We start from the raw sequence: 12,413 nt of genomic DNA, 5'->3' as shown, positions 1-12,413 counted from the left end.
AATGTCCGCTACTTCTCCGGATTGCGGAAATAGAGAATGTTGGAGCCGTGGGCGGCCAAGGGGCCCGCTTCGGCGGCCTGGCGGATGCCGCTGCCGGGGAGGCAGGTGAGTTTGGTGAACATGGTGGTGTTGCCGAAGGCGGAGCGGACCTGGGTTTCGGAGGCGTAGTCCGCGCCGTAGTCGGAGAGGGCCTTGAAATCGAGGGGTGCCAGGGGCTTTTCGAGGGGAATCTGGGCGGCGGGGAGGCCCAGGGCGGCGTACTGGGTGGCCGCGCCGCCCTCGTACCAGCACAGTTCGTAGGACATGTTCTCGGTGGTGGTGACGCTGACCACCGGCCATTCCTGGGACAGGCGCAGGGCCAGGGGGTGGCGGCCGACCGGGGCAACCTCCCAGTTCAGGCTCTTCACCGAGACCCAGTGTTCGGAGATCTTCTCGATGAGGACCACGTCCTCGCCGAGCCGCTCGGCGGTATTGGCCTCGGGTTCGGGTGTGCTCCAATGCTTTTCGGAGACACCGAGATAGGCCGAGCTCGGCACCGGTTCCGCGCCGTCGGCGGTGTAGGCGGCCAGGATGGCGGCGCGGACCAGGGTGACGCCATTGCGGGAGGAGCAGCGCACCGCCAACGCGCCGAAGGAGGTGTTGATCTCCACCGGCTTCGACGGCTGATCCGGCAGCGCGCCCGCGGCGATCGGTTTGAGGCCGACCAGGGCCAGCTGCCAGTTGATCTCCTCGATCGTCGCCAGGTCACCGGCCGTCTGATAGAGGATCTGCTGCTGGGTCAGATAGCCCGCGCGCTCGAGGGTCGCGCATTCCAGCTTCCGCAGCGCGGTGACGGTCTTGCTGGTGAATCCGATGTCCTCGACCCGGATTTCGCGCAGGCGCTGCGTCATGGCCGGGGAGGTGACGCTGGCATAGCATTCGCGGTACATGGCCAGCGCCTGCTTGCGCTGACGGCCCACCATCAGGGTCCGCAGCAGCGTGTTCAGGGAGGCGAGGTAGCGGTTGGCCTGGTCCGGGTCGGCGGCGAAGAGTCCGGCGCGAATGCGCACGGCGTCCTCACCCGCCGCGACGGCGGCCTTGGGATCCAGGCGGCACAGCCACACGCTGCACTTGGACAGCGCGTCGGCCGACGCGCCCGCGGCCAGCGGATAGTTCTGCGCCACATGCCGATACGCCTGACAGGCATTGCGGATCGTGGAGGTCGCCAGCTCGCGGTGCCCGATGGTGCGGGCGGCCTGCTCGAAAAGCCGCAGCGCCTCGGTCACCTCGGCCGCGAACGGCGCGGTGACGTGTCCGGCGGTGAGCCAACGCAGCCGGATGAGCACGGCCTCCTGCGCGGGTTCGAGCGCCGAGGGTGATCGATCGCGCTGTGCCGGATCGGATTTGGTGGCCATGAGGGCGCGGGCCAGTTCGCACAGCGAGGTCGCCAGGGCGAGCTCCGCTTCGGGCGTACGGTCCCGCGCGGCCCCGCGCTCCGCGGCCACCTGACGCTCGATGGCGCTGAGATCCATTGCGACCTTCAAACTCCCGTGCCCGATTTCCGAACGGGCACTGTCCAACTGTGCCCGCCGCTGCTCATTCACCGCACCGATCAATGAATACCGCCATCGATCGGCCGCCTTGTGTTTGCGCCGAGTCTGCCACAAATTGGGAGCTCGGGTCACCCGGACGGCGGTATGCCCGGATTTACGATCACCACCGCAACCTGGGAGCGATCAACTCGGTCGGGTGTAGCGCAGCTGCCGGGGTTTGCTGCGGTCGTAGTCGGCGCGGCCCGAGAGGTATTGCGGCACACCCACTTCCCACCAGGCCCCGGCCTCGGTCCAGGTCGACGGGCGGGTGCCCACGACCACCACGGCGGGGCGCTGTTCGGCGGTGGCGGCGGTGCGGGCGCGGGCGTAGGCGTCGCGGAATTCGGCGAGTTCGCCCGCGGTGAACACCGAGCAGCCCAGCGACCGGGCGTGGGCGGCGAAGTCGACGCGGGGCGGGTCGGCGTGATTGGTGCGGCAGTCGGCGTAGAAGTTGTTGAACGGGTCCGCGCCCTGGCCCTCCTGCAGGCGGGCGATGACCGCGTAGCCGTCGTTGTCGCACACCACGGCGACGAAGGGGTGCCCGGCGAAGGCGGCGGAGAACAGTTCGGAATTGAGCATGAGGTACGAGCCGTCGCCGAGCAGGGTGGTGACCAGGCCGCGGGGGTGGGCCATGGCGGCTCCCCAGGCTCCGGCGAGTTCGTAACCCATGCAGGAGAAGCCGTATTCGACGTCCATGGTGGGTGCGCCGCCGTGGGCGCGCCAACCGCCGACGAGTTCGCCGGGCAGGCCGCCGGAGGCGGTCATGACGTAATCGGCGGGGCCGCTGAGCTCGTTGACGACGCCGACGATCTGGGCATAGCTGGGCTGACCGGGTGCGGGGGCGCGGAGTTTGTCGATGTGGGCGTCCCACTCGGTGCGGACCGCGGTGGCGCGGGCCGTCCAGTCGGAATCGGCCAGCCAGTCCCCTAGTTCGGGTTCGAGGTCGCGCAGGGTCGCATCGGCATCGCCGACGACGGCGAGTGCGCCGTGTTTGACCGCGTCGAAGCGGGCCGTATTGATATGGACGATACGGACTTCCGGGGCGAAGACCGTCCAGGACGCGGTGGTGAAGTCTTGCAGGCGGGTGCCGACGGCGAGGACCACGTCGGCCTCGGCGGCCAGGGTGTTGGCCGAGGCCGCGCCGGTGATGCCGAGCGGGCCCGCGTACAGCGCGTGGTCGTGCGGGATGAGGGTGCGGCCCGCGGTCGTTTCGGTGACCGGGATGCCGTGACGCACGGCGAATTCCAGGGCGCTGTCACCCGCGCCGGAGTAGCGGACTCCGCCGCCGAGCACGAGCAGTGGACGTTCGGCGTCGCGCAGCACCTGGGCGGCCTCGGCGAGGATGCGCTGATCGGGTCGCGGGCGGGGGACGCGGTGCACCACTGGTTCGAACAGGGCGTCGGGGAAGTCGTAGGTCTCGGCCTGCACATCCTGCGGCAGGGCGAGCACCACGGGCCCGGCGTCGGCGGGATCGGTCAGCACGCGCACGACCTGCGGCAGGGTCGCGATGAGTTGCTCGGGTCGGGTGATGCGGTCGAAATACCGGCTCACCGCACGGAAGGCGTCGTTCACGGTGCGCGTCGGATCGTCGAAGTGCTCGACCTGTTGCAGCACTGGATCGGGTGCGCGGCTGACGAAGGTGTCGCCGGGCAACAGCAGCAGCGGCAGCCGATTCGCGTGCGCGACACCGGCGGCCGTCACCATGTTCAACGCGCCCGGTCCGATCGAGGAGGTCGCGATGCCGACCTGTCGCCGCTGGGTGGCCTTGGCCAGACCGACCGCCGCGAGGGCCATGCCCTCCTCGGTGTGCCCGCGCCAGACGGGAATCTCGGCGCGACGCTCGGACAGGGCGGTGCCGAGGCCGAGCACATTGCCGTGCCCGAAGATGCCGAAAACCGCTGGGAACAAGGGGACTTCGCGGCCGTCGAGGGTTTCCGCCCGCTGCGCGATCAGCCAGGACACCAGCGCTTGCGCGGTCGTGAGCTTCATACGAGCCGTCCTTCGTGGGAGGTGACCGGGCACCGCGGATCCAAGGGCTCGTCCGCCCACCCCGCCCGCACCCAGGCGTGCGCGGGGTCGTCGCAGAAGGCCATCGATCGCTCCGGCGCGGGACCGGCCAAGACGTTCAGGTAGTACATGGGGTAGCCGGGCGCGGCGATACAGGGCCCGTGATACCCGTGCGGCACCAGGAAGACGTCGCCGTCGCGAACCGCGACATTCTCATCGAGCGAGCCGTCGGCGGTATAGGTGCGGTGCATCCCGAATCCCGCACGGTCCGGCGTGATTCCGTCCCGCCCGGCGATCCGGAAGTAGTAGATCTCCTCGTTCACGACCTCGCACTCGGACGCCTCGTCATGCTTGTGCGGCGGATAGGAGGACCAATTCCCGTCCGGCGTAATGAGTTCGCACGCATTGAGCTTGTCCGCGTGCTCCCACACCCCGGGCGTACCGAAGTTGGTCACCTGCCGCGTGGCCCGCCCGGCCCCGCGCACTTCCACCGGAACCTCGTCGGCGGGGCCATATTTCGGTTCCAGCCGATTGACGCACCGCGCCATAGGCAATGCGAGGTCGATGCCGCCCGCGCTGAACAACTCGACCTCGGCATCGCGCGGCACATAGGCGAAATCGGTGACCCGCGTGAAAACCGAGTCCCTGCCTGCAAGTTCGAACACCAACCCATCGACCCGCACGGTGCAAGCCCCGGCCAGGGGCAGCACGAACGCCTCGAATTCCCCGGTTTCCAGGACCCGCCGCTCCCCCGCGTCGAGCCGCAACACCCGCAGGCCCGTGTAGTTCCACCCGGCCTCCTCGGGTGTCAACAGCACCGGATCACGCGAATCCGCCAGGGTCCCAGCCGGTCGATGCAGATCCTTCATCGCGCCGCCTCCAATACCCGTGCCGCTGCCTGAACCGCGCCCGCGACATCGCCGTCGGGTGGGTAGAGAAGGCTGCGGCCGACCACCAGACCGCGGGCCACGTCGTGGCGGAGGGCTCCGCCCCAGGAGGTTAGGTCGGCGTCGGGGTCGCCGGAGGGTGCGCCGCCGAGGATGAGGACCGGGAGGGTGGTGGCGTCGAGCACCGAGACATCCTCCGGGGCCGGGATTTTCAGCCAGGTGTAGGCGGAGGTGACGCCGAGGCCGGAGGCCACGGTGATGGCTCGTTGGAGGGAGGCGGCGTCCTTGTGCATGATCAGTTGGCCGGTGGTGTCGCGGGCGTAGGGCAGGGGCTCGACCATGGCCATGAGGCCGTGTTCGGCGAGTTCGGAGACCGCGCGGGCGCAGGCTTCCAGGGTGGGGATGGTGCCGGGGTCCGAATCCACCAGGCGGAGTAGCATTTTGCCGCCGTCGAGGCGGTATTTGACCAGGGATTCGGCGTCGTAGCCGGTGAAGCGGTCGTCGATCTCCCAGTCGGCGCCGGCCAGGCCGCCGCGGTTCATGGAGCCGATGACGATCTTGTCGTGGACGGCGTCGAGGAGCAGCAGTTCCTCGACGATGTCCGGGGAGCCGAGCACCCCGTCGACGGCCGGATTGGCCAGGGCGATGAGCAGGCGTTCCAGCAGGGTGCGCCGGTCGGCCATGGCGGTGCGGTCCGCGCCGACCCCGAGCGCTCCGCGGGCCGGGTGGTCGGCGGCCACCAGGAACAGTGTTCCCTTGTCCGACAACAGGTTCGGCCGTCGACGCCGGTCGGCGTAGGCACGCCGCACGGCCTCGGGGTCGGTGGCGCGGGTGTGTAGCAGGTCGTACCAGCGCGCGTCGGTCAGCTGCACAGCATCTCCTCGATCTCGGCATCGGTCGGCATGGCGTCGGCGCAGGCCAGCCGCGAGGCCACCAGCGCCCCGGCGGCATTGGCGTAGCTGGCCAGCCGGTGCGGGTCCCAGCCGGACAGCAGCCCGTGAATGAGCGCGCCGCCGAAACCGTCGCCCGCGCCGAGGCCGCATACCACCTCGACCGGGCAGGGCGGCACGGTCCAGCGCTCGGATTCGGTGGCGATGAGCACGCCCTCCGCGCCGCGCTTGACCACGGCCAGCCGGACGCCGCGAGCCAGCAGGCGGTCCGCGGCCTCGTCCGGATCGGCGGTGCCGACGGCCACCTGCACCTCCGTGCGATTGCCCACCACCACGTTCACGTGATCGACCATCCAGCCGATCTCGGTGCGCGCGGTCTCCACATCGGGCCAGAACATGGGCCGGTAGTCCAGATCCAGCACGGTGTGCCCGCGCCGGGCCCGGCGTTCCAGAATCGCCCGCTGGGTGGAGCGACCGGGCTCGGCGCTGACACCGGTCCCGGTCACCCACAGCAGCGGCACGGAATCCACCACATCCCAGGGTGTTTCGTCCTCGGTCAGCGTGAGATCGGGTGCGATGGGCAGCCGGTAGAACAGCAACGGCGGATCCGCGGGTGGCTTCAATTCACAGAACACCACCGGCGTCTGCAACTGAGCCGCCGTACCCACGTACCGCGCCGAAACCCCGAACCCCTCCAATGCCTCCCGCACGAAGTCCCCGAACCCGTCCGGCCCCACCTTGGTGAGCACCGCGGCGCGGCGCCCCAGCCGCGCCGCCGCCACCGCCACATTGGTCGCCGTCCCGCCAAGGGATTTCGCGAACGTGCGCACCTCGGCGAGCGACACCCCGCTCTGCTCGGGATACAGATCCACCCCGACCCGGCCGATCGTCAACACCTCCAACGAATTCATTTACGACACAACCCGTTCCAGCTCGTGTTGCAGCGCCTCGAGTTCCGCGCCGCCGGACATTTGGCGGGTCAGTTCGGTGAGGTCGATCTGGGACTTCTCGTAGCTGCCGAGCATGGCTCCGCGCTTGAGGAGGAGGAAGCGGTCGCCGACGGGGTAGGCGTGGTGGGGGTTGTGGGTGATCAGTACGACGCCCAGGCCGCGATCGCGGGCCTGGACCACATAGCGGAGCACCACACCGGCCTGCTTCACGCCCAGGGCCGCGGTCGGCTCGTCGAGGATGAGCACCTTGGCTCCGTAGTGGACCGCCCGGGCGATGGCCACGCATTGGCGTTGGCCGCCGGAGAGCGTGCCCACCGGCTGTTCCAGGTCGGCGATGTCGATGCCCATGTCCACCAGCCCTTTTCGGGTGATGTCCTGGGCCTGTTTGCGGTCCAGCAGCTTGATCGGGCCGTAGTTCCTGGTGGGTTCGGAGCCGAGCACGAAATTGCGCCACACACTCATCAGCGGCACGACGGCGAGGTCCTGGTACACCGTGGCGATGCCCAGGTCCAAAGCCTCACGCGGGGAGGCCAATCGGCGCGATTCACCCTCGATGCGCAGCTCTCCGCTGTCGTGTTGATGCACGCCCGCCAGGATTTTGATCAGCGTCGATTTGCCCGCGCCATTGTCGCCCAGGACGCAGGTAACCTCGCCCGGATTCACCACCGTCGACACGTCTCGCAGCGCCACCACGCCGCCGTAACTCTTTCCGATGCCGATCGTTTCGATCAACGGCTGTGCCGCCTGCTTCGTCTGCTCGGTCATCGGCGTACCCTTTCCGCCCGCTTCTTGAATGCGTTGTTGACCAGCACGGCCGAGAACAGCAGCACGCCCAGGAACAGCATGAACCAGTCACTGTTCCAGCCCGCCAACACGATTCCCTGCCGCGCCATGCCGAAGATGAGCGCGCCGATGGCCGCGCCCACCACCGAGCCGAAGCCACCGGTGAGCAGACAGCCGCCGATCACCGCCGCGATGATGTACTGGAACTCCAGTCCCACACCCTGATTGGCCTGCACGCTGGCGAAGCGCAACAGATTGCACGCGCCCACGATCCAGCCCGCGAAGGCCGTCGTCATGAACAGCAGGATCTTGGTGCGGGTGGCGGGCACGCCCACCGCCCGGGCCGTCGGCAGTGAGCCGCCGACCGCGAAGATCCAGTTGCCGAACCTGGTGCGCACCAACACGATTGCCGCAATGGCGGTCACCACGATCCACCACACCACCGACGCCTGAATGCTCGCGCCGCCGATCTTGGTGGTGGAGGCGAAAACCCAACCGGCGGACTGATACCCCGAAGCGCTACGCACGCCCGACACCTGCACGGTGCCGGTTGCCCACCGGGTCACACCGAGATTCAAGCCCTGCAACGCCAGGAAGGTGCCCAGGGTGACGATGAAACTCGGCAGCCCGGTCCGCATCACCACCCAGCCGTTGAGCGCGCCGACGGTGAGCGCGAAGACCAGCGAAACCGCAAGTCCCAGCCACACATTCGAGCCCGCGTGCACCGCGAGCAGGCCGGTGATCAGCGCCGTCGAGGCGGTCATGACGCCGGTGGACAGGTCGAATTCGCCGCCGATCATGAGCAGCGCCACGGCCACCGCCATGATGCCCAGCGTCGAGGCGTCGTCCAGCCAGGTCGAAATGCCCAGTGGCTTCACGAATTTCGAGGTGATGACGGTGAAGAAGAGGAACACCACCACCGCGCCCAGCAGCGCGCCCACCTCGGGGCGGGCCACCAGCCGGTTCAGAATGGCCAGCCGGTCCGGCGGCGTCGGGGCGGGTGTCGTCTCGGATGTCGTTGTCGTAGCAGTCATGTCATTCACTCCCGGCCGCTCACCGTGTGCCCTGGCCGACCAGCGCGGCAATGGCTTCCACATTGGACTTGTCCACGAACGCCGGACCGGTCTGCACCGGATGGCCGCCGCCCACGGTGTTCAGGTTCGACTTGTAGAGCTTCAACATGACCACCGGCAGATACCCCTGCTCGTACTGCTGCTGATCCACCGCGAACAACAGCGATCCGGCTCGAATCGCGTTCACCACATCGGAATTCAGGTCGAAGGTGGCCACGGTGGCCTGCGAGGTGGACTCCTTCACCGCGTCCACCGCGCGGGCGGCGATCTGCGAATTCAGGGTGAGCACGGCGTCGATGGACCGATCGGCCTCGAGCGCGCCCTTGATGCGGGACTGCACATCGGTCGGATTGTTGATATCGACCTGCAGGGTGGTCGCGGTGCCGAAGCCCTGGGTGGCACCGGCGCAACGCTCGTTCGCGCCAACGTTTCCGGCCTCGTGAATCACGCACAGCATCTTGTGTTTTCCGGCGTCGGCGAGGCGCTTACCGGCGGATTCACCGGCCATGCGCTCACTCTGGCCGACATGGCCGATGGCTCCGAACTGGACGGATTCGGCCTCGCCGGAGTTGATGGTCACCACGGGAATGCCCGCGGCGACGGCCTTTTCGACCGACGGCTTCAAGGCGTCCGGATTGGCCATGGACACCACCAGCCCGTCGACGCCCTGGGCCACGGCATTGTCGATGAGCTTGGCCTGCTGGGTCGGATCGCCCGAGGAGTTGTACTCGACCCGGACGCCGAGATCCTTCCCGGCGGCCTCCGCACCGTTCTTGACCACATTCCAGAAGGCGTCACCGGGAGAACCGTGGGTCACCACGGCCACGGATTTCAGGGTCCCGACCGCGGCCGGGGCCTGGCTGGGTCCGGTGACGTCGGCACCCGGGCCGCTACAGGCGGACAGTACGGCCGCCGCGGCCAGCCAGGGCGCGAAGCGCAGCCACCGGGGGCGGCGCGCGTGGGGATTCGCGGACATCGTCGTCTTCACCTCCCCACTAAATCCGAGCCGAGGCGAGACCGGCGTCGATCTCGGCCAGGTGTCGCAGACTTTCTCGAGCGTTCGCGGTGGGAATCTCGGCGGAATCGCCGGGGGCCAGCGCGGTGTCCTGCTCGATGACGTACCAGCCGCGGTAGCCGCCCGCGTGCGCCTCCCGGACCAGCGCGGCGATATCGACATCGCCCGCACCGAGGGGGACGTAGATGCCGCGGCGCACGGCCTCGCTGTATTCGACAGCGCCGCTGCGCACTTCGGCGGCCAAGGCCGCGCGGACGTCCTTGAGATGGATGTGTCCGATGCGGTCGGCGTGGCGGCGGGCCAGCTCGACGGGGTCGGTGCCGCCGATCAGCAGGTGCCCGGTGTCCAGGCAAAGGTCCAGATCGGAGTCGGCGAGGAAGCGGTCCACCTCCGCGGCCGTCTCGACGTGGGTGCCCACGTGCGGGTGCAGGGCAACGCGCAGACCGTGTTCGGCGGCGATATCGCCGACCGAGGCGGCGGTGTCCACCAGGGTTCGCCACTCGTGATCGGTGAGCGGGGTGCGGGTGTCGTAACCGTCGTGTCCGGTCGCGGCGGCCAGCACGAGGATCTCGGCACCGGCGGCGGCGAACAGCGCGGCGGCGGTGCGGGCCGCGGCCAGCGCGGTGCTCGGCGCACGGTGCAGCGCCAGGGCGAGGAAACCGCCGATCGGATCGATCCCGTAGGCGCTCAGCGCTTTTCGTAGTTCGACCGGGTCCTCGGGTAGATACCCCGGCGGTCCGAATTCGGTGGCCGTGATGCCGAGACCCGCCATCTCGGCCAGGACCGTGGTCGGCTCGAGCACGTGTCCCCACCCGGGGACTTCGCAGACTCCCCAGGAGATCGGCGCGGCAGCGATACGCAGTGAATGGAGCTGTTCGGTCATCGGCACTTCCCAGACCCGTCGTTTGCCCTCTTGCGAGGCGCCCGTCATTGGAGCGCTCCAACAATGTAACCTGGCTCACTCCGGTGTCAAGAGTCCAACATGCGCTGAAAAGTGCTGTGTATTCACGGAAAACACGGCCTTCCAGCGCAAATGAGCACCGAAGTTGTGCCCCGAATATCCGATTAGAGCGCTCTATTGCCTCGCGCCATGGCAACGCTGTAGCGTGCGACACACACCGATCCGACCACCCCGACAGCCGCGCGGAGGCGAGCATGACCCGACCGACCATGGAGGATGTCGCCGCTCGGGCGGGCGTCTCCCGGGCCCTGGTCTCGCTGGTCATGCGCAATTCGCCCAAGGTGAGCGAGCATCGGCGACGCGCGGTATTGGCCGCGGCCGCCGAACTCGGGTATCAGCCGCACGCCATGGCCCGCTCGCTGGCCAGCCGTACCTCCAACATTGTCGGGGTCATGGTGTCGGACCTGCGCAATCCCTTCTTCGCCGATGTCGTCGAAGGCATGGACGAGGCGGCGCAGGAGGCGGGGCTGGAACTCATCCTCAATACCGGACGCCGCAGTGCCACAAGGGAACGCACGGCGCTGGAAAGCCTGCTGGCGTTCCGGCCCGGTGGGATCATCCTGCTCTCACCGGTGCTGCCCGCCGCCGCGATTCGCGACGCCGCCAGCCGGTGCCCGATCGTGCTGGTCTCGCGAACCTCCACCAGCCCGGCGGTCGACACCGTCAATGACGATGGCGAGCTGGGCGCGGCGTTGGCCGTGGATCACCTTGTGGCCCTGGGGCATCGGCGCATCGTGCACCTGGACGGCGGCGCGGCCTTCGCGGCGCCGCCGCGCCGCAAGGGCTACACCGCCGCCATGACCCGATATGGCCTCGAGCCCATGGTGATTCCCAGCGAGCACACCGACGAGGCGGGCGCGGCGGCCGTGCGCAAACTGCTGAACATCTTCTCCCCCAGCAGCTTTCCCACCGCACTCGTGTGCGGCAACGATTTCAATGCCGTGGGCGCGATGGCCGCGCTCGAGGAGGCGGGTTTGCGGGTGCCGGACGATGTCTCGGTCGTCGGCTACGACAACACCTCGCTGGCGGCGCTGCGGCACGTCGCCCTCACCACCATCGATCAACCGCGCAAACGCATCGGCGGCTTGGCCGTCGAGGCGCTCAACGAACGGCTGCGCGCGGAGCGCGCCGATCCGCTGCGCAAACGTCTGGAGCCGTCTCTGGTCGTCCGCTCGACCACCGCCCCACCCCGCGACTGACAGGAGCCATCATGTCCTCGACCTCGGCCGCCCCGGTCACCCTCGGTCTGGCCGGTACCGGCCGCATCGGTACCTCCCACGCCGAAACGTTGAAATCGCTACCCGGCGTGGGCCGGGTCATCGTCACCGACGCCGACACCGAGCGCGCCCGCGCCGCCGCCGACAAGCTGGAGGTGGAGTTCGCGGCCGATATCGACGCGGTGTTCGCGGCCGATATCGACGGGCTGGTCATCACCACCGCCACCGATTCGCATCCGGCGCTGATCACCGCGGCCGTGGATCGGGGCATCCCGGTGTTCTGCGAGAAGCCGATCGCCGCCGACATTTCCGGGACGCTGCGGGTGGTTCAGCATGTCGAGCGGTCGAATGTGCCGGTGCAGATCGGGTTCCAGCGGCGGTTCGACGCCGGGTATCGCGCGGCGCGGGCCGCCATCGCGGCCGGTGATCTGGGCTGGATTCACACGCTGCGCGCCACCACGCTCGACCCCGCGCCGCCGCCCGCCGAATACATTCCGCGCTCGGGTGGGCTGTTTCGGGATTGCGGTGTGCACGATTTCGACATTATTCGGTGGGTCACCGGGCGGGAGGTGGTCGAGGTGTACGCGACCGGGGCCAATCGCGGTGAGCAGTTCTTCGCCGACGCGGGGGATGTGGATACCGCCGCGGTCGTGCTGCGAATGGACGACGGCTGTCTGGCCACGGTTTCGCTGACCCGCTACAACGGCGCGGGCTATGACGTGCGGCTGGAGGTGTTGGGCTCCACCGGCAACGCGATCGTCGGATTGGACGAGCGGGCCCCGCTGCATTCGGTCGAGCCCGGCTATCCGCCCTCGGCGCTGCCCGCCTACCCCGGATTCATGGATCGCTTCCACGGGGCTTACACCGAAGAACTCGTCACCTTCCTGGGTGTCATCACCGGTCGGACGGCCAATCCGTGCCCGCCCGCCGATGCCCTCGAGGCCTTCTACATCGCCGAAGCCTGCGAATTGTCGCGGCATCAGGGCAAGCCGGTTCGGCTATCCGACATCCGCCGCTGAAACTTCGGCTACCGCGGGGCGGCATCCACGTTTATTCTCC

At 68.6% G+C, this 12,413-nt stretch carries 11 protein-coding genes; 2 read left to right on the top strand and 9 right to left on the bottom strand.

Going from position 1 to position 12,413, the window contains the following annotated elements; all coding sequences use genetic code 11:
• Positions 1-8 precede the first annotated feature (8 nt).
• The 9 genes from VMT65_RS31995 to VMT65_RS31955 form a co-directional block, all read right to left on the bottom strand.
• Complete coding sequence (locus VMT65_RS31995) at positions 9-1,511, bottom strand: hypothetical protein (RefSeq protein ID WP_326312270.1); 1,503 nt, start codon at positions 1,509-1,511, stop codon at positions 9-11.
• A gap of 204 nt (positions 1,512-1,715) precedes the next feature.
• Positions 1,716-3,560, bottom strand: coding sequence for a 3D-(3,5/4)-trihydroxycyclohexane-1,2-dione acylhydrolase (decyclizing) (gene iolD, locus VMT65_RS31990; RefSeq protein WP_326312268.1), 1,845 nt, complete (start codon positions 3,558-3,560; stop codon positions 1,716-1,718).
• The gene (iolB, locus tag VMT65_RS31985) at positions 3,557-4,447 is read right to left on the bottom strand and encodes a 5-deoxy-glucuronate isomerase (RefSeq protein WP_326312266.1); all 891 of its coding nucleotides are present in this window, start codon (positions 4,445-4,447) and stop codon (positions 3,557-3,559) included. Before iolB ends, iolD begins: the two co-directional genes overlap by 4 nt.
• Complete coding sequence (locus tag VMT65_RS31980) at positions 4,444-5,337, bottom strand: Cgl0159 family (beta/alpha)8-fold protein (RefSeq protein WP_326312264.1); 894 nt, start codon at positions 5,335-5,337, stop codon at positions 4,444-4,446. The genes iolB and VMT65_RS31980 overlap by 4 nt, the downstream gene beginning before the upstream one ends.
• The gene (gene iolC, locus VMT65_RS31975) at positions 5,328-6,266 is read right to left on the bottom strand and encodes a 5-dehydro-2-deoxygluconokinase (protein WP_326312262.1); all 939 of its coding nucleotides are present in this window, start codon (positions 6,264-6,266) and stop codon (positions 5,328-5,330) included. Before iolC ends, VMT65_RS31980 begins: the two co-directional genes overlap by 10 nt.
• Positions 6,267-7,070: an ATP-binding cassette domain-containing protein gene (locus VMT65_RS31970; protein ID WP_326312260.1), complete on the bottom strand. Its 804-nt coding sequence runs from the start codon at positions 7,068-7,070 to the stop codon at positions 6,267-6,269. It lies immediately after the preceding gene.
• Complete coding sequence (locus VMT65_RS31965; RefSeq protein ID WP_326312258.1) at positions 7,067-8,122, bottom strand: ABC transporter permease; 1,056 nt, start codon at positions 8,120-8,122, stop codon at positions 7,067-7,069. The genes VMT65_RS31970 and VMT65_RS31965 overlap by 4 nt, the downstream gene beginning before the upstream one ends.
• A 19-nt stretch (positions 8,123-8,141) precedes the next feature.
• Entirely contained in the window at positions 8,142-9,137 is a 996-nt protein-coding gene (locus VMT65_RS31960) for a substrate-binding domain-containing protein (RefSeq protein ID WP_326312256.1), read from the bottom strand.
• A gap of 19 nt (positions 9,138-9,156) precedes the next feature.
• Entirely contained in the window at positions 9,157-10,059 is a 903-nt protein-coding gene (locus VMT65_RS31955; RefSeq protein WP_326312254.1) for a TIM barrel protein, read from the bottom strand.
• Between the two features lie 272 nt (positions 10,060-10,331).
• Between VMT65_RS31955 and VMT65_RS31950 the strand changes: the two genes are divergently transcribed.
• Both VMT65_RS31950 and VMT65_RS31945 read left to right on the top strand, forming a co-directional pair.
• Positions 10,332-11,336, top strand: coding sequence for a LacI family DNA-binding transcriptional regulator (locus tag VMT65_RS31950; RefSeq protein WP_326312253.1), 1,005 nt, complete (start codon positions 10,332-10,334; stop codon positions 11,334-11,336).
• A gap of 11 nt (positions 11,337-11,347) precedes the next feature.
• Positions 11,348-12,373, top strand: a complete 1,026-nt coding sequence (locus tag VMT65_RS31945; RefSeq protein ID WP_326312251.1) for a Gfo/Idh/MocA family protein — start codon at positions 11,348-11,350, stop codon at positions 12,371-12,373.
• Positions 12,374-12,413: the final 40 nt, after the last annotated feature.

The sequence above is a fragment of the Nocardia sp. CDC153 genome (genome assembly GCF_035818515.1).
GTDB lineage: Bacteria > Actinomycetota > Actinomycetes > Mycobacteriales > Mycobacteriaceae > Nocardia.
The sequence above is the reverse complement of the archived record's forward strand: the minus strand, read 5'-3'. Positions and strand labels throughout refer to the sequence as shown.